Consider the following 17,960-nt stretch of genomic DNA (forward strand, 5'->3'; position numbering starts at 1 on the left):
CAGGCGAGGAGATTCGTCGACCGGTGTTGGGAAATCCGGTGATATATGGGCAATGGGAGGATTACGGGTCTGTTTACTCTCGGGGAATAATGGCAGCAGTTCACGTCTGGGACCCGGCGAAGCCTAGATATTCGTCGAGCCAGTCGTCGGTTTTGAGGACGCCTTTGCGCTGGGCGAGGGCTTGGCGGCTGGCGGTGCGCTGGGCGCTGGTGAAGATCCGGCGGGTGAAGGGGGTGGAGATTTCGTTCTCGGCGGCGCGGTGGCGGGTTCGCAGGAGGGAGGAGCTGTGAGGGGCGTGGCGGCGGACCAACTCGTCCTCGAGGCTGACGAACGTCTCGGCGTGGCCGGGGTCGCCCTGGCGGGCGCAGCGGCCTATCAGCTGGCGGTCTACGCGGCGGGACTCGTGGCGCTCGGTGGCGATCACGTGCAGGCCGCCGAGGTCCGCCACGCCGCGAGCGAGCTTGATGTCGGTGCCGCGGCCAGCCATGTTCGTCGCCACGGTGATGCGCCCGGGCGCGCCCGCGCCGGCGACGATCTGGGCCTCCTCGGCGTGGCGCACGGCGTTGAGCACCTGGTGAGCGAGGCCGACGGCTGTCAGCATGCCCGAGAGTTGCTCGCTGGCCCGGACGCTGCGGGTGCCGATGAGGATCGGGGCGGCGGTTTCGTGCAGGGCTTTGGCGCGGGCGATCACGGCTGCCCACTTGGCGGTTTCGGTAGCGAAGACGCGGTCGGGGGCGACCTTGCGGATGCATGGGCGGTTGGTGGGGATGACGGCCACGGGCAGATGGTAGATCTGCCAGAACTCCAGCGTCGCCTCGGCCGCGGTGCCGGTCATACCCGAGAGCTTCCTGTACTGGCGGAAGAACCGCTGGAAGCTGATGCGGGCGTGGGTGTCCTTGGGGGCCTGCACGTCGAGGCCTTCCTTGGCCTGCACGGCCTGGTGGAGCCCGTCGCGCCACTCGCGGTCGGGCATGAGGCGGCCGGTGAACTCGTCGACGATGACGACCTTCTCGTCCTTGACGACGTACTGCTTGTCTCGGCGGTAGAACGTGGCGGCAGTCAGGGCCTGGACGACCAGCTCCTCGCTGCGTCGCCGCCGGGACCAGGATCCGCCCAGTTCGCCCCCCAGTTCGTTCAGCCGGGTCTTTCCGGCGTCGGTCAGGTCCACCTCGCGATAGCGTTCATTGACGCGGTAGTGGGTGTGGAGTTCGAGGCGGCGGGCCAGGTCCACGGCCTGCGTGAACGCGGCGACCTGTTCGCGGTTGGGCGCCTGGCCGGAGATGATCAGCGGGGTGACGGCTTCGTCGATCAGGACCGAGTCGGCCTCGTCGATGATGGCACAGTGCAGACCGGTCTGGAGGAGCCGGTCGGTCCCGCGGCCGCTGCCCTCGACGATCTTGGCCAGCAGCGCGTCGGTGAGCCCGCGGAGCTTGCCCAGCGCCAGTCGGTCGCGGAGGAAATCGGCGGTCACTTCCTTGTTGGTGCAGTAGGTGATGTCGGCCTGGTACGCCGCTCGGCGGTCGTCGCCTTCCATCTCGCCTTCAATGTGCGCCGCTCGCAGTCCGCAGAAGCGGTAGACCTTGCTCATCCACTCGGCGTCGCGCTTGGCCAGATAGTCATTGACGGTGATGACGTGGCAGCCGCGCCCTCGCCAGCCGGCGATCGTCGCGGGCATGGTAGCCGTGAGCGTTTTGCCCTCGCCGGTGGCCATCTCGGCGATGCACCCCGCCTCGATCGCCAGCGCCCCGGCCACCTGCACGCGGTACGGCCGCTCGCCAAGCTGGCGGAATGCGACCTCGCGAATGACGGCGAAGGCGGCTAACAGGTCGGGCTTCTTCTGGCGATTGCGGCGGAAGAGTTCACGGAAGTGCCGGGCCTGCTCGGCGAGTTTGGCGTCGGTCAGTTCGGCGAAGGATTTTTCCATCGCCAGCACCGCGTCGGCTTGGGCGAGGAACCGCCGCGTGCGGGGCAGGAGGTTGTTGGCCAGACCCAGGGCGGTATCCCAGGCAGCGTCGAGCGTGCGCGGCAAGGCCTCGCTGCCGGACGGCTGGGAGAGCATTCGCCAGGTTGTGCTGGGCAGGGGCAATTTCCAATTTCCAATTTGGAATTTACAATTTCCGATTGAACAACATTGGCCGGGGGACTACCGGGTGCCATGGCGGTCGTTTCTCAGCCGCCATGCTTGCGGCACGACGCGGTCGGGGACATGGCGGCGGGATAACGGCCGCCATGGCACCCAGCTACTGATTACCGATTACTGATTACCGATTACTGATTACCGATTACCGATTACCGATTACTAAATACGGAATCGTTTCTGCACCACCTGCGTCAATTCGTGCCACCACTGGACGGCCAGGGGTTTGGCGGGCAGGTCGATTCTCGCCACGACGCGCTGGCGGGGCAGCAGTCGCAGGGCCTGCGCGTCGCCCGCCGCGTCCGGCACGATACGCAGTTCGAAGAACGCCTGCGCCGCGGTCATTCCCTGGCGGTCGTCCGTCTTGGTCTGCACCGACCCGCCGGCGGCGTATCCCAGGGCGGCCGAGGGCAGGTTCTCCTGTGCGGCCTTGAAGATCGCCTCGATGCGCCCGCCGAGCGGCCGTCCGCCGACGGTCACGTCCGGCCGACCCTGGAGGCGTACTTCGACGTTGAGCCCCGGGTCGCGGGCCAGTTCGTTCATCAGCACGGCGGCGACGTCCTGCTTTGCGACAGCCCGGATCAGCAGGTGGTCCATGTCGGCCACGACCCCGATCTGGCGGTCGCGGCTGAGGAAGGCGCCCTCGTAGCGGTCCAGGTCCGGCGAGACCCACAGGCCGTCGATGGGCGCTTTGATCGTCAGCGAGTCCAGTTGCCCCTTGAGGTCGGCGATCTTCTTGTCCATCGCCTCGATCATCGCGTCGAGCACCTGCACCTCGGCGGCGTTTTCCGTGCGGGCGATGGCCCGCTGGGTCTCCAGCGCGCTGCGGTTGTGCTGGTGGGCCTTAAACTGGGCCTCGAGCTCCGGATTGGCCAGCACCGCCAGCACCTGCCCGCGTGTGACATTTTGCCCCGGCGTTGCGACGATGCGCTGCAGCACGCCCTCGGCAGCAGGATAGATCACCTGCATCTGGCGCGGCTCTGTGACGCCCTCGACGCGCGTCGTGTCGCCGGCGCGCACCAGGCCCAGGCCCCCCGCCAACAGCGCCGCAGCGAGCAGCACGCCAGCCACCGCACGGCCGCGAACGCGGGCCAGCTCGGGGCTCGTCGCCAGGTAGTACACGAACTTGCCCAGCGGCGCCGCGACCCACGCCCCGGCGGCCGCCACGGCCAGAATCGCCCCGACGAAGAACAGCTTGTCGGCGATGAACGCCAGGATTCCCACGCAGACGACCACGCGGTAGACCGTCGAGGCCGGTCCGTAGAAGAGGAACCACGCCTTCTCGCCGGCCGAGTGTGCCGGGTTATCCGCCTTCGGGACCGACCAGAGGTACCGCTTGACCAGGTAGTAGAGGTACTGCTTGGAGCGGCCGGCGAGGTTGGGAATCTCCAGCAGGTCCGAGAGGATGTAATAGCCGTCGTACCGCAGCAGCGGGTTGAGGTTGAACAGCAGCGTCGAGACGCCCGCGATGAACATCACGTTGTAGGCGATGGCGTTGAGCGGCGTGGGCGTGGGGCTGAAGGTCATCGCCCAGACGATCGCGGCGACGGCGGCAACGCCCAGCTCGACGAGCATTCCGGCGGCCCCGACGATCACGCGCTGGAACTTGCTGCGCAGGGCCCAGGCGCTCGAGGCGTCGACGTAGGGCATGGGCGTGAAGATCAGCATCATCACGCCCATCGCATGCACCTCGCCGCCGCCCCCGCCGGCGAGACCGAACTTCTTGCAGGCAAAGGCGTGGCCGAACTCGTGGAAGAGCTTGATGAAGATGAAGCTGACGTACAGCAGCGGCAGGTTGGCGGTTTCGAGCACGCCGGCGCCGCGCGAGAGCAGCTCGTCGCCGCGCCCGGCCAGCAGGTAGGCGGCCGCGCCCACCAGCGCCAGCAGGATCACCGCGCCGACGGGACCAAACAGCCCGCCCAGGGCGCCGGCCCAGCGATCGAGGAAGTTGTTGGGGTCCAGCAGCGGGATTCGCACGAACAGCAGGTTCGACAGGCGTCCGCGCATCTCGCGGCTGACGCGCTGGTGGTGGCGATTGAACAGGCCCCGCGCGTCGGGGGGCACCTGGGCGGCCAGCAGGTTGCTGGTGTAGAGCTGGCCCAGCAGCGAGATGACTTCGCCCTGCGTGGGGGCCTCGTCGGCGAGTTTGTCGTTGCAGATTTTCCAGGCCTGCTCGACGGTGCGTTTGCCATCGAGCAGCCCCACCAGCATGTACGCCGGTTCGTTGAGGCGGAAGAACTGATTGCTCGAGGGGTCCTGCAGCACGTGCCACATCTGCCCGCGGAAGAACTGGCGGCTGACCTGCACCGTGCCCCGCAGGCGCGGCGTCAGGGACGTCACGCGGTACCACGACTCGCTGAATGTCGGACGTTGTATCGGCATCTTGGTGGCACAGCCTTTCCAGGCTGTGCTCCTCTAAGACACAGGCTGGAAAGCCTGTGCCACTACAACCACAGCTTCATGCGGACCCAGTTCACCAGGCGGCGCGACCAGAGCCACCCCAGGGGTTTCTTGTCCAGGTCGATCTTCGCCACGCCGGTCATTCCCGGTCTCAGCCAGGGCGGCGTGGAGTGGAGCCTGACGCGCACCTTGAAGACGTTGTCCTGCTCGGACACCTCCGCCAGCGGCGTGATGCGTTCGACCGTGAAGGCGATGCGCTGCTGCGGGTACGACTCGCTGGCCAGTTCGCCGCTCTGCCCGACGCGGACGGGGGTGATCTGGTCTTCGCTGACTGACAGGTCGGCGTACAGGTCGTCGACCGGCGCCACCTCGAACAGCACGTCGCGCCGCGAGACCGGAACGCCGATGCGTTTCTTCAGGTCCCCTACCAGCACCAGCCCCGCCACCGGCGAGACGATGCGGGCCCGCTTGATCTGGTCGCCCAGCAGCTCGGCCTCGACGCCGGCGGCAGCGGCGTTCTCGCGTGCGATCTGCGCCTCGGCGGTCTTGCCCTCAGCCATCGCCACGTCGGCCTGCTTGGTGAACTTGGCGCTTTCGGTGACCGCCCGGCGGAGCTGGGCCTGCAGGTCGCGCGTCTCGAGCTGGGCCAGCACCGCGCCGGCCTCGACGCGGCTGTCGGGTTCGACGAACGTCTTCTCCAGGTAGCCGTCGAAAGGCGCGGTGATGACCCGGCGTTGGGCGGCCTCGGTCATGAACGACGCCTGGGCCTGGTAGTCGCCCTGGACAAAGATCAGGCACAGCACGGCCGCCAGGACGCCCGCGGCAGCGAGCTTGGCCCAGGTGTGCTTGGGACCCAGCACCCCGCCCAGCCCGCGATACGCGCTGGAGGCGATACGCGCCCCCGCCCAGCGGTCAGTCTCGCGCAGAGCGATCAACCGCGCCGAAGACAGGTCCAGCACCAGGCGGAGGGTCTCGGCCTCGTCCAGAACGAAGGGCTTCTCAAAGTCGCGCTCGAGCACGAGCACGGCTTCGGGCCGCCCCGCCCGCCTCAGCGGCAGCGCCAGCACCGAGCTGGGACCCTGGCGGCGGGCCAGCTCTCCGCAGGCGCGGCTGACGTAGCTGGCACCCTCCGGCGCGGGGTAGAGCACCTCCACGTCCTGGTCGATGCACTCCTCGGCGGCCGCCTCGATATCTTGCACGAGCTTCATCTTGCGGCTGAACTTCTCGGTGTGGCTGGTGGCGGTCAGGATGACATAACGCCCCTTGAGGAATCCGACCGACACGCGGTGGCACTGCCATCGCGCGGCCAGTTCGTTGCACAGCGCCATGGCCGTGGCGGCGAATCGTTCATGGGCATTGACGGCAGAGAGCACTTCCATCGCCGCGCGCAGGCGGGCGAAGTCGCCCTCGCGCCGCTGCTGCGCCAGGCGCATCTCGTAGAGGCTCAGCAGACTGGCTGACAGCTCCAGCCGCTGGCGCGCCGCGGCGAGCACGCGCGAGTCGGAGCTTTCGATCAGAAACGCCGCAGTTGCGGGGGAGCAGTTGTCCGTCGAGACGGACATGACCAGCAGGTGCTGGGCGGCATTCTGTCCGTAGAGTTCGCTGCCCTGATGCAGGGCGTGAAGCGAGGTGCGCCCCTTGGCGAGGGTCTGCGGGGCCAGTTGGGCCGCGGTGGCCAACCACGCCGGCGCGGGGGCCTCTGGCGGCGGAGGCGGATATACAGCCGCCACCTCGACGGTTCCCGCGTCGTTGCGGCGAAGGATCGCCCCGGCCGAAGCGGCGCTGAGGCGGCACTGAACGGTCAGCAGTTCCAGAAGGAACTGCTGGGCCGGACCGTTAAAGCGGCGCAGGCGCTCGACGAGATCGAGCGCGCCCGACAATTCGGCGCTGCCGCTGGACGATTGCGTTTGGCTGGTTGTCATAGGCACCTGCACGCCAGGGTCAGTCGGTCTTGTCCGGGTCGATCGCCGCGGATGGGCGCGTGGTTGCCGAGGCGGCCGCGGTCGACATGGTAAATCTCACCGTGACGTGGTCGCCGCCGCCGCGGGACTGGGCATTGGGAATTTCCACGCGGATGGTGCGGGTCTGGCTGGCCGCGTCGGCCATCGCCGCCACATAGACCACTTTGGCCTCGATGACGCGCCCGGCGCCGAAGTCGACTTTGGCCGCGTCGCCAAGCTTGATCGCCGCGGCCTGCTCCACCGGAACCGGCGCGTCGGCCCAGAGCGGGTCGATCACCACCAGCGTCATGATTTTGGCCTGAAGGTCCACCGATTGTCCGACCTGTCCGATCACGTCCTCGACCTGCCCGTCGACGGGGCTGACGATCGCCATGCGCTCGAGCTGGGCCTGGGCTTCCTGGTGCTTCAGGACGTTCAGCTCCTGCTCGTGGCGGGCCAGCGCCAGCGACAACTCGCCGATGGTGACCTCAAGCCGCGCGTGCTCGTATTCGTACTTGCTGGCGACCTGCTTCTTGAACAGCCCTTCCGTGCGCTCCAGGTCCACGCGCTTCTGAGCGAGTTGTGCCTCGGCGGCCTTGACGCGGGTCTGATCCTCCGCGGCGGCCTTGAGCTGGGCGGTCTTGAGCCGCTCGGCCGAATCGTCCAGCCGCGCCAGCAGTTGGCCCTTGCGGACGGGCTGGCCGGCCTTGACGGGGATCTCGGCGATTCGTCCCGGCACGACGAACGCCAGCGTGACGTTATCCCGCGGGCGCGTCAGGGCCTTGATGCCCCCCTCCTGCGCCAGGGCGGCGGAGGCGGAGGCTGTACACAATGCGATGAGCGTCAGAGCGAGTTTGTGCAGAGTCAAAGCATGTCTCCCCGGCATGAGGTCCCGTTATCAAGACTATTGTACTGAAACTGGGGGTGGGAAGTTCAGATTTGTTCACCCGCCAAGGAACTATACTTGAAGCTGAACAAGGAGAAGCCCATGGCCGACCGGAACGAGTCGAAGGCGCCCCAGGACCAGGACCCCGCCCAGAACAAGAACGTCTCCGTGCGCGTGGACGAGCGCACGATGGCCACGGTGTACGCCAACGTCGTCCTCAGCCACGCCTCGGAAGAGGAAGTGATGCTGGACTTCGGCGTCAAGGGGGTGGCCCCGCCCCAGGACCCCAAGCAGCCCGAGGTCATCCTGCAGATCACCAATCGCGTGGTGCTGAACTACTTCAGCGCCAAACGCCTGGCGATGGCCCTGTCGCAACTCATCCGCCGATACGAAGACCAGTTCGGCGAGATCGAACTCGACGCGAGCAAGAGAAAGAGATCTTAGATCCTCAGTCCTTGATGCCGATGGCAGATGAATGCTGGGCGCTGTATCATTCCCAGCCGCTGCTGCTACGCATCTTCCCGTCTTGTCTCGGAGTGCGTCATGAAAAGATTGATGTTCCTTTTCTTCTCTCTGATCCCTCTGTGCCTCTGTGGTAGTCTTTTGGCCCAGGCGTCGCAGCCGGCGTCCAAGGGCGCGCGCTATCATCCGCCGAGCAAGTGGGTGCTGGGGCCGTGGTACGGGACGGGGTTTCCGGATTTCGGCAGAAGCTGCGGCAGCTATGGCAAGACGCTTGAAGATGAGATCAACTACGACCTGGACAACCTCATCAAGCACGACATCCCGATCACGTGCTACCACTGCGACGGCACGTCCTGGGCGCGTAACGACACGATCACCCTCAGTGATGCGATGATCCAGCGGCTGCGGGAGAAGAAGATCCGCCTGCTGCTGCACCTGTGGGGGCAGGACGACCTGCCTGGGCGTCGACTGGGGGCGGGCTGCGGACGGGCATCCGCCGCGTGTTTTCAAAGAGCCAGTTCCTGCCCGCGCCCTACAACGAGTTCACGGCCTACGACGTTGACAAGAACCGCCGCCCGGCCGAGGAGGTCTATTTCCGCCGTCTGCATTGGGGCTCGATGCAGGTCGTGATGGACAACAGCCCCTGGGTCGATTGCGACCCCTGGACGTGGGGCTACAGCCCAAAGCTCCTTGACGCCTACCGGTACTGGTCGTGGCTGCACCTGGAACTGGCGGCATACCTGCACAGTTACGACTACCACGCCTACGAAACCAACGAGATGATCTTCCGCCAGCCTAGTCCCGAAAAGTATGCGACGAAACTGGGCGAAGAGATCTTTGTGGCCTACGTGACCGATGCCATGACGGAACTGGACATCGAGCTGCCGCCAGGCGAATGGATCAATTACTGGGACCAAAGCCAGGTCGTCAGCGGCAAGATCAAGTACCCCGTGCCGCTGGGCCGCGAGCCCATCTTTGTCCGCAACGGCTCACTGATTCCCCTCGACGTCAGTCGCGCGTACACCGGCCACGGCACCGCCGAGTCGGCCGGCAGCCTGACGGTGCTGGTCTTCCCCAGGGGCCGGTGCGCGTTCAAGTACCGCGACGTCGGGCTGGACGCCTGGGTAACATTTCAGGCCGTTCAGGAAGGCGACGGGCTTACGCTTGCGGCTTCGCGGGCGCCTTCTCAGAACGTGCTGTACCGCATCGCCGGCGTGGCGGCGCTGCAGTCGGTGGGCGTGGAGGGGCTGTCCGTGAAGATCAACCAGGGCGGCACCCTCGCCCGCGCCGCATCGGAAAAGGAAGTCAACGGCGCCGCGTCCAGCGCGTGGTTTTATGACGCCGCCGCCAAGCGCCTGATCGTCAAGCTATGCCGCTGACGAGTTCATCGCGGTGGCGTTCGCGTGTCTGTGTGCGTGCGGCGACACCTGCTCTTGCCCACGGCCATGCCGATCAGGAACATGCCGGGGATAGCGATCAGGTGGACCAGCCACCACCCCCAGTTCAGAAAATGAAGCGCTTCGGGCAATACCTCTGCTCCAAGCATCGTAAACATGATTCCCCCTCTCTATGATCAGTCCCGGCACAGAATGATAGCGCACCAGAGAGCAAGCTGCCAAGCCGGAGCGGGCGCCGTGGCGGCGGGTCAGAGCTGTTCGCGCGTATAGAACAGCCGCGTGGCGCGGGTTCGCTGTGACAGGACAAGGCGGGTCCATTTGACCAGTTCGAACCGCGGGCAGCGCTGCCAGGCCAGAGTTGCGCGCAGCAGTTGGTCGCGGTCGGGCCTGGTCTGCAGTTGCATCACTGCCGCCGTCGCCAGCGGCTGGGGCGCCCATCCGGCCAGGCGTACCAGGTCGGCGAGGTACTGCTCATCGGCTGTCGCGTGCGCCAGAGCCTCTCGCGGCAGGGCGCCGGCCTCGATGGCGGCCTGGAGCAGGCAGGAGCGCCTGTCGGCGAAGGCGGGCTCTTCCAGGCGGCGTCGCCACTGTCGCTGAAGCTGGCGCCAGGCGTTCATGTCGAACAGCGAGGGCGGGTCGACCCATCGGCCGCTGAGGCGCATCAGTCGCGCCGAGGCGCGCATGCGGTGCCACCATCTGGGATGCGTCAGTTCGGCGACGGCCTGTTCGAGCCCCTGGCGCCACCATTGTGCGGGCGTGGCGGTGCGGTTGTCCCGCCACCAGGCCCGCCACAGATCGAACAGCTCCGCGCCGTTGCGGGCACGGTCGGCGAACTGCACGTAGAAGCTTGGTTCCAGGTGCTGTTCCAGCAGACACGGGCGCTGGAACACGGTTTCAGAAGAATAAGACGAGCCGCCGCTGAGGCCCTCCAGGGGCAGTCCGTTGTCGCGAAGCTTCGGCGCCAGCAGCGAAGAGCCTTGGAAGCTCATCTCCGACAGGTCGGAGCAGACCGCCGGGGGGACAGTCGCAGGCTCGTCCGCCGATTCGCCATCGCGGTCTCTCGTGGGCGCGTCCTGGAAGCGGGACAGTGAGTCCGCCCATGACGGCAGGGCCGCCGAGGGCGCGTCCGGGCGCTCGTAGCCCCGCCGCATGTGCATCATCCTGCGATACACGAGTTCCCGCATGTCGTCGTCTTCGTCGCGGTCGGTGGGTTGGGGCATCGAGGCCGCAATCACGGCTGCCCGCGCCGACAACAGCGTTTTGAGTTCTTGCGCCCGGGCGATATCGGCGTCGCCGGCGGAACTGCCCATCATCCGCAACAGGCAGGCCAGGTGGACGCGCAGGTCGAAGTCCTTCTGCTGCGCGTACGCTCGGGCGATCGGCTCGATGGCCTTGTCAGAGTCGAGGATGGCCAGCGCCCAGGCGGCCTCAATGATCTCGACGGGTTCTTTCCTATCCAGACCCGCCGCCACCTGCCCGCGCAGGGCGGTCAACTGCCATCGTGCCGCTTGGCGCATGGCAAAGGTGCGGACGGAGGTCGCCTGGGCGGAAAACATCGGCGCCAGTGCCTCGGCGATCTCCGCCGGCGGAAGGAGTGTCGCGACGGCGTCGCCGGGCTCTGACAGGGACCGCAGGTAGTACATCTCGGCGCCTTGTAGCCCCTCGACATCCTCCTGAGAGATGACGCCGTCCCTGACCAGACCAATCATCTGCCGGATGGAATAGTCCTCGGACACCATACCCTGCCTGAGCATCAAAGCCTTTCTGACATCAGCGCCGAGCTTGGGATCGGAGATGTTCCTGATCAGTCCGGCCAATTGTTCATGCACCTCTTCGGTGGTGCGATGGACCAGCGCTTTGTCCCGGGATTCATTCCAGGGCGGCATGAGGAAGCGCACGGCCGTGCCGTCATCAGGCTGTAAGCTATTGTCATCCGCCTGGGAGGTCGCGGCGCCGGAGGCAGGCTGCGTCTGGGCAGCGTTCTGCCGCAAGTTCATCAGGACAGACGAAAAGGAGGACTGCATGTAGCGTATTGGGGAATCGTCCTGCATGTCCACCTTCGCGTCGTCCGCCACTGACGGAAGAATGCCGCGCGCGACGTACCAGAGCCTGTCGTTTCGGGCGCCGGAGTTTTTCAGCCACTCAAATGCCGCATTCGGGTCGACGGTGGCGGCGGCCTGGAATAATACCATCGACTCCCTGAGCCGGTCGCTGTCGCTATCGTCGGCGGTGCAGGAGGCCAGCAGGGCCTTGGCGGTTTCTCCGTCGCCGGTGATTGACAGCGTGCTCGATGCCAGGGTCTTGAGTTGCCGCTCCTGCGGCGACGAAGATGATCGCGACGACCCCAGCCCGATCAGCGAGAGCAGCCCCCCCGACCGCGAGGCGCGCGGTCTGCGCGTGAGGGTCTGGATGAGCGCCTGGCGGGCCTGGGGCAGCTTCCACTTGAAATCGGCCACGGCGGCGGCCGTCACGCCGCTGCGCGTGGTTGAGGAGATCATCGCCACCACGGCCGGGTCGGGGGTATCGCCGGCCCATTCCAGCAGCAACGGGCTGATGGACATGGCCGTCGTCATGTTAGGCTCCCCGTAGTACTCGTGTTCAATGGGGTCTGCCGCGGCGGCGCCGCTGCCCCGGATCAGGCGAGGCAGGTCGCCGTCGAGGGGCTTCTGGACGCAACCGGCCAATGCCAGGCGGGCAAACAGAACGTCGTTCTTGTCGGCCCGGGCCTTGCTCACCAGGGCGTCGATAGCGGGCTGGATCTTCTTGCAGTCCTCGCCGCTCAGCGCGTCGAGGTTGTCGATCAGCAGTTGCGCATCGCCGCAGGCGACGACGAAGCGAGTCCAGTTGGGCACGTGGGGGATGCGGCCGCGGCAGCTCTTGACGTCCTCGAGATAGGAGGGGTGGTACGAGCGGCTGGCGACGAGCAGCGCCTTGTTGATGGCGACCGGATCGGCCTGCGGGGCGTCGGCCGGCGCGCTGGCGGGCGATCTCAGCGCCGGTCCGCGCAGGATGTCGCCGATGCGCCGGCGGAAGCCCTCGGGCACCTTGTCCCCGTGAGCCAGGGCGGCTTCGAGCATCGCATTGGTCGTCGGAATATCGCCGGGGGCGATCCCGCGCAGCACGTCGGGACACGCCGCCGACAGCGCCTGCGCCGCCAGGTGGGCCATCGCGACGTCGCGGGAGTTGACGCCTGCCACCAGCGCCGCCTGCGCCCGCGGCGACACCGCCTCGCCAGGCCGCACCAGAATCGAGTACGCCATAGCCGCCAAAGCCCCCGCCGCTACCGGCGCACGCGGGTCGTCGAGATACGGTTCGACAAGCTTGCGCCCGTCGCGCCAGTTGGCGGCCGCACTGAGAACGGCAGCCAGAGTATCCGGCGGGACCTTGGCCAGATCGACCGCGGGCGCTGCATCAGGGCAGGCCGTCGCGATGGCCATCGCGAGGTTCTCACGCAGGTAGGTGTCGCCCGCTTTGAGGGTGAGCAGGACTGCCAGGTCCGACTGCTTCATCACGCGCGCCAAGCGGGCGTAGGCCGCCTGGCGGATCACCGCCGGCGCGGTGTTAAGAGCCGGCGCGAGATGTTTGCGGAAGGCCTCCTCAGGAAATGCGGCGACAACCTGGCCCCAGCGCGATGAGACGGGCGCGTTGGTTTTGCCCAGCGCGTCGATCGCCTTCATGAGCAGCGGCACCAGCGCATCGCTCACCTCGCCGCTGAGGATGCTCTCCACCGCCGCATCCTGTACGGCCATGGTCTTTGACGATAGCGCGGCCACGAGTTCCGCGCCGGCGCCCTGGGGGTCCAGTTCGGCCAGGCGGCGGCGGACCTGTGCCATCATGCTTCGATCTTGCGCCAACTGGCGAACCTTAAGGGCGCCGGAGAGTATCTTCTTGAGCAAGGCGACGGCCGACGGATCCTGGTTCTGCAACAGGGCGCCGATGAGGCCTCGGTAGTCGACGTCGGGGCGGGACAAAGCCCACTCGATGAACCGCACGGCGCCTGGGCCCTTGAGCAAGGCGACGCGCTGCGTCAATTCATAGAGCGTGTAAGATCTGCTTTTTTCCAGTCTTTTGAAGACGACGTCCATCGCCCGCTCGTCGCCGCTGCTCAAGAGCAGCCACATCAGGGTGGAGTTGCTGGAGTCGCTGGGGGCCTTCTCGGCCAGATCCATCAGGTCGCGCAGATATCTGCCCGGCCCGACCTTCGCGATCATCTGCAGGGCGACCTCCGACGTCTGGGGATTCTTCAGGACCTCCGCTATGTCGAAGTCGGCCAGAAACTCCTGCGGCTGATCGACGATCGCGGTAATGGCGAGGCTTCTGTCGGCCCCGCCGGACTTGAGACCGCTGTGGAGGATGTCCTTGACGGTCGCATCGCTGCGAGAGGCCGTGCGGAACAGGATCACCGCGGCCATCAACCGCACCTGCGGGTCAGCGTGGGTCAGCAGCGCGGCGACTTTCCGCCCCTCCTGGGCCGGCAGGGGCGGTCGGGCACGGTCGGCGCTTTCGGGTCCGAAGGACGAGCTGCGGCTGACGTAGAAGTCCTGTCCGAGATTGTCCTCGAAGGCCCTGGCGGCGATCATGCCCAGGGCGAGGCGCACCACGGAGGCATCGGCGTGAGCCAGGCCGGCGAGCACTCTGGTACCGTCGCCGCCATGGTAGGCGGCGAACAGGGCCCATTGCGGGCGATCGGGCCGGCTCGAGGCCATCAGCCGCTCCTGCACGTCCGCCGGAAGGCGGCGCTGCGACACGCGCGAGCCGAGCGATTCCCAGGCGGCCGTGGCCAGCGCGTCGTCGGGGCTTTCCAGATGCATGCAGAGCGTGGCGAAGAACGATTGCCATCGCTCGCGGCGACCGGCCTGTCGCACCAGTTGGGGCCAGTGCTTTCTGAAGGCGTCATCCTTGATCGCCTGCCCCAGGCGGCGGTCGATCTCGGCGTCGGGGTCCCAGGCGTCGGCCATGGCCAGCAGTTCGCTCTTGCGTGCGGCGTCGGTGGCGGCGTCATACTGCTTGAGCAGGTGGGATCGCGCCTGGGGGTCCTTCAGAGTAGCCAACGCCTCCATGGCGGCGCGCTCGGGGATCTTTCCGTCCATGGCCATTTTGAACAAGACCGGTCCGGCGGGGGCATAGTTCCACGAGGCCAGGAGTTTGACGGCCAGGCCGCGGACGTAGCCGTCGGAGTCGCTGAGGCACTGCATGACGCGCTGGGCCAGGGCGCGGTCTTCGGAGCGGCTGACCAGGGTGCCCAGGGCTTCCAGCGCCGCGGCGCGGAGTCGCCACTGGGGGTGGTCCAGCAGCGGCACGATGTACCGCTGGGCGCGGGAGTCGCGCGAGAAGCCCATCGCCTTGATGACCGTGGTGCGCACTTCGATCGACTCGTCGTCGAGCAGTTCGGCCAGTGCGTCGACGCTGACGGCGCCGGTCTTGGCTGCCGCTCCGACGGCCAACAGGCGGATGTTGCGGCTGTCGTCTTTGAGGACGCTGACGAGCAGGCGAGAGAGTTCCTTGCGGGCCTTGGTGGCATTGGACAGGGCGGCGGAGTTGTCCTCGCTGTCACTGTCGCGCTCGCCGGTCTTCTGCCAGGCCACGACAAGCCCCTCGATGGCCTGCTGGCGGACATAGGGCTGCGGATCGGCGAGGCACTCGGCCAGGAAAGGCACGCTGGCGGCATCGGCGGCCTTGATCGCCGCGTCCACCAGCGTGGCGCGGGCCTGGCGGTCCTGCCCGCTCATGATCTCGACCAGGTCGCCCTGCTGGGCCAGCAGCGACGCCGAGGCCGCCCGGCGCCATCGCAGGCGCGACGCCAGACGCTGGGCCTTGCGGCGCAGGTCGAAGTCGCTGCTCATCTCGGCCAGTTTCAGCGGGGTGACAGCCGCCTCGCCCAGGGCGAGTAGTTGCTTTTCGATCTGGGCGGTGGCGGCCTCGTCGGCCTTGGCCAGCGTGTCGACCAGGGCCTGGGCCTGGCGTCGTTTTGCCGCCGCTTCGCGCAGCGCCGCGACGGTCGGCGCCGAGGCGGGCATGGTGGCCGGGTCGCCTTTGCTGAGAACCTCCCCCAACTGCGGATAGTGGCGCACGAGCATGCGGGCCATCTCGGGGTTGCGCCGGGCATCGGCGATCAACCGTCGCACCATCGACTTGGACATGCCGTCAACGTCCGGCAGCACATCCTGCGAGACGGCGGCGGTTGCGCCCCGGGAATGCGGCCGCGTGGTGGCTTCATCGTCATCCGAATCAAATGGCTCGCGGAGGGTCACTAATGGGACCGGTACGCCAGAGACGCCTCGAAGCCGGCTGTCGTCGGAGTCGTCCGCTTCTTGCGTTGCTGCGGCGCGGGGAAGGATATCCAGGCGCGCCGGCAGTTGGCTGGAAACCAACGTGATCGCCGCCAGTAGAACAATGCCAAGACCGAAGGTTCGCCGGGGGGTCATTTTGCCTCCGATGTTGCCGTAGCAGGGCGGGTAGCCGCGTGGGCGGCAATCCACGCCCGCCACGCGGCGACCTGGGCGGCGCGCTGCGGCGCGTCGGCGAAGGGGTCGAACGGCAATTGAGCTCCGGTGGCATAGGCCAACGCCCCTGCCGCGGCGGCGCGCTTGGCCAGCGGCGACTCGGCCATCAGGTCGCACAGGACCGGCCACGCCGGACGACCAATCGCCTTGAACCCCTCGAGCATCGCCGGACGCACGGAGCGGTCGGTCTGCGCCAGGCGGTTGACCGCCATTCCCACAGCCGCCTGCAGGCGCGGCGAGGGTTCGCCGCCAGCCGCGGCGGTCCGGATCGCCTCGATCAACTCGACGCCGCTGGACTCCGGAGGCGCGTTGGCCTTGTCCAGCGACTTGCGCAGAAACTCCGTCAGCGCCTCGGGCGCCACGTATCCGCCGCAGGAATTGACCACGCGGCCGTCGGCAGCGATGACGAAGATGGCCGGCACGCCGCTCACCTCCAGCACGCCCGCCAGGTCCGGCCGGTCGTTGGGATCGACCTTGACCCAAACGAACCGCTCCGACAGCGCCAGCACTGGCCGGGCGGTGAAGGTGCTGACTTCCATCTTGCGGCACCACACGCAGGCCGCACCGCCAAAGTACAGCACGACGGGCTTGCGGGCCGCTGCGCCCTGGCGCATGGCCGCCTCGAAGTCCTGGCCGAAGACCAGCCGCGGCTCGTACGTCTGGGCCGGCGGCGCGGTCGACGAGGCCCAGGCCCCGGCCAGCACCATGCCCATGACCGCCGCGGCGAACAGGGCCGGTTTAACGAGTCTTGTTCTTGCCATGTTGAATCTTCTTCCAGTAAACGGAGAAGTTGAAATCGGGGCTGCGCGTGCAGTCGTGGCAGGACACACAACTTTGGGGCGACACTTTTGGCAGCAGCGCGTCCGCCTCCGAAACGCCCGTGCCCAGGTTGCGGTTGGCAACATGGCGGTTCGCCGGACCGTGGCATGATTCGCACTGCACGTTGCCCCGCAGTGCCGCCGACTCCATGCCCGCGTACCCCTGTGGCGCGCCCGCGTCCAGCACGTGGCATCGCAGGCAGTCGGGGTTGCTGTCGCGGCGGCGCTGGGTCAGCGACGCAAGAGCGCGGCTGTGGGCCGACGCGATCCAGACCGCGTGGGCTTCGGCGTGGCACGAGCGGCAGGCCTCGCTGCCGGCATACGAGCCCGCTGCCGCCGCAGGGGTAGAGGAGTTCAGCCCCAGTTTGGCCAGCCCGCTCTTTTGCGCGATGGCGGCCAATTGAGCGTTGTACTGCTCGACCAGGCTGAGCATGTCCGCCGGTTCGGCGACGGATTCGTCAAGAAGCACCACGCCAGCAGTAGCATCGCCGGGGCGGCCGCTGTCGCGGATGGCAACGTCCATGCGCCCCAGCAGTTGCCCGTGGTCGGCCTGGTACGCCAGGCGGCAGGCGCCGACGCGTTCGATGGTTCGGCTGGCGGCCGTGACTCGCCCGCCAAGGATCACGTCGATCTGCGGATGGGCGCTGGCCAGCGCCCGCATCGTCTCGATATCGCACGCCGCCAGCAGCACCAGCACGTCGCTGCGGGCGGCCAGGCCCGGAAGCAATGACTCCAGCGAGCGGCTGGGATCGGCGATGGCCAGCCCCGCCCCCGGCGCCGCGCGCGGGTCGTTCTGCACCACGCCCACGACCGACACGCGAAGATTGCTCACCTCGAACGACACGTGCGTGGGCGCCACGGGCGAACCGGTGGCGGCGTCGACCACGTTGGCGCTGATCAGCGGCACGGGCGAGGCCGCCGCGACGCGCCGCAGGTCGTCAACCGCCAGCGACGCCTCGCGCGCACCGAGGTTCGCCGCGCGGTAACCGGCGGCGCCCATCGCTCGCAGGGCGTGCTCCCACCCCTGCTGCTGCCACGCCAGCGGCCCGGCCGTCATCTCGCCCACATCCATCGCCAGCACGATAGGCGGATCGGTGACGGACTGGATATACCCGGCGGTGCGGGCAATGCCGCCCCACCGCCGGCGGGTGCATCCGGCAGGTTCGAGTTGCCCGCCGATGTCGCTGGAGAAGACCAGCGCGATGCGGTCCGGCGCCGGTCCGCTCCGCTGCCACGGACGCTCCAGCAGCCACCCGGGCCAGACCCAAAGTCCCGCGGCCGCCACCGCGACCACCGCCGCCACGGCGATGGCCACGCCACGGATGAACGCCCAGGGAATGACCCGGGGCAGTCGCTGGTCTTCAAACTCAAGTTTCCAGTTTCGAAACGCCATAATGTCTTGTGGCACAGCCTTTCC

At 67.5% G+C, this 17,960-nt stretch carries 10 protein-coding genes; 3 read left to right on the plus strand and 7 right to left on the minus strand.

Features of this window, described 5'->3' with window-relative positions; all coding sequences use genetic code 11:
• Positions 1-100: 100 nt before the first annotated feature.
• The 4 genes from ABFD92_07120 to ABFD92_07135 all read right to left on the minus strand — a co-directional run bounded on the left by ABFD92_07120 (position 101) and on the right by ABFD92_07135 (position 7,345).
• Complete coding sequence (locus tag ABFD92_07120) at positions 101-2,059, minus strand: hypothetical protein (GenBank protein MEN6504292.1); 1,959 nt, start codon at positions 2,057-2,059, stop codon at positions 101-103.
• Positions 2,060-2,299: 240 nt separating this feature from the next.
• Entirely contained in the window at positions 2,300-4,519 is a 2,220-nt protein-coding gene (locus tag ABFD92_07125) for a PqqD family peptide modification chaperone (protein ID MEN6504293.1), read from the minus strand.
• Between the two features lie 62 nt (positions 4,520-4,581).
• Positions 4,582-6,459 (minus strand): HlyD family efflux transporter periplasmic adaptor subunit, encoded by a 1,878-nt coding sequence (locus tag ABFD92_07130; protein MEN6504294.1) that lies wholly within the window; start codon positions 6,457-6,459, stop codon positions 4,582-4,584.
• 19 nt (positions 6,460-6,478) lie between these two features.
• The gene (locus tag ABFD92_07135) at positions 6,479-7,345 is read right to left on the minus strand and encodes an efflux RND transporter periplasmic adaptor subunit (GenBank protein MEN6504295.1); all 867 of its coding nucleotides are present in this window, start codon (positions 7,343-7,345) and stop codon (positions 6,479-6,481) included.
• Between the two features lie 96 nt (positions 7,346-7,441).
• On the opposite strand from ABFD92_07135, the gene ABFD92_07140 reads away from it, so the two are divergent.
• The 3 genes from ABFD92_07140 to ABFD92_07150 all read left to right on the plus strand — a co-directional run bounded on the left by ABFD92_07140 (position 7,442) and on the right by ABFD92_07150 (position 9,204).
• A complete protein-coding gene (locus tag ABFD92_07140) occupies positions 7,442-7,807 on the plus strand; it encodes a DUF3467 domain-containing protein (GenBank protein MEN6504296.1) in 366 nt (121 codons plus the stop codon).
• Positions 7,808-7,906: 99 nt separating this feature from the next.
• The gene (locus ABFD92_07145; GenBank protein ID MEN6504297.1) at positions 7,907-8,455 is read left to right on the plus strand and encodes a hypothetical protein; all 549 of its coding nucleotides are present in this window, start codon (positions 7,907-7,909) and stop codon (positions 8,453-8,455) included.
• 149 nt (positions 8,456-8,604) lie between these two features.
• Entirely contained in the window at positions 8,605-9,204 is a 600-nt protein-coding gene (locus ABFD92_07150) for a hypothetical protein (GenBank protein MEN6504298.1), read from the plus strand.
• A 266-nt stretch (positions 9,205-9,470) separates the two neighbouring features.
• On the opposite strand, the gene ABFD92_07155 is transcribed toward ABFD92_07150, so the two are convergent.
• From ABFD92_07155 to ABFD92_07165, 3 genes are read right to left on the minus strand one after another with little or no spacing between them, the layout of a single operon-like run.
• Complete coding sequence (locus ABFD92_07155) at positions 9,471-15,647, minus strand: HEAT repeat domain-containing protein (GenBank protein ID MEN6504299.1); 6,177 nt, start codon at positions 15,645-15,647, stop codon at positions 9,471-9,473.
• On the minus strand, positions 15,644-16,486 hold the full coding sequence (locus ABFD92_07160; GenBank protein ID MEN6504300.1) for a thioredoxin family protein: 843 nt from the start codon (positions 16,484-16,486) through the stop codon (positions 15,644-15,646). Before ABFD92_07160 ends, ABFD92_07155 begins: the two co-directional genes overlap by 4 nt.
• Positions 16,464-17,936 carry a multiheme c-type cytochrome gene (locus tag ABFD92_07165; protein MEN6504301.1) on the minus strand — a complete coding sequence of 491 codons (1,473 nt, stop codon included), beginning with the start codon at positions 17,934-17,936 and terminating at the stop codon, positions 16,464-16,466. The genes ABFD92_07160 and ABFD92_07165 overlap by 23 nt, the downstream gene beginning before the upstream one ends.
• Between the last annotated feature and the right edge of the window lie 24 nt (positions 17,937-17,960).

Source organism: Planctomycetaceae bacterium, from assembly GCA_039680605.1.
In the GTDB taxonomy this organism is placed as follows: Bacteria; Planctomycetota; Phycisphaerae; order SM23-33; family SM23-33; genus JAJFUU01.

Bases quoted from the DNA above. Each gene is read 5' to 3' on its own strand.
- ABFD92_07155 (MEN6504299.1), bottom strand. From the start codon at position 15,647: ATGACCCCCCGGCGAACCTTCGGTCTTGGCATTGTTCTACTGGCGGCG.
- ABFD92_07165 (MEN6504301.1), bottom strand. From the start codon at position 17,936: ATGGCGTTTCGAAACTGGAAACTTGAGTTTGAAGACCAGCGACTGCCC.
- ABFD92_07145 (MEN6504297.1), top strand. From the start codon at position 7,907: ATGAAAAGATTGATGTTCCTTTTCTTCTCTCTGATCCCTCTGTGCCTC.
- ABFD92_07130 (MEN6504294.1), bottom strand. From the start codon at position 6,459: ATGACAACCAGCCAAACGCAATCGTCCAGCGGCAGCGCCGAATTGTCG.
- ABFD92_07160 (MEN6504300.1), bottom strand. From the start codon at position 16,486: ATGGCAAGAACAAGACTCGTTAAACCGGCCCTGTTCGCCGCGGCGGTC.
- ABFD92_07125 (MEN6504293.1), bottom strand. From the start codon at position 4,519: ATGCCGATACAACGTCCGACATTCAGCGAGTCGTGGTACCGCGTGACG.
- ABFD92_07120 (MEN6504292.1), bottom strand. From the start codon at position 2,059: ATGCTCTCCCAGCCGTCCGGCAGCGAGGCCTTGCCGCGCACGCTCGAC.
- ABFD92_07150 (MEN6504298.1), top strand. From the start codon at position 8,605: ATGATCTTCCGCCAGCCTAGTCCCGAAAAGTATGCGACGAAACTGGGC.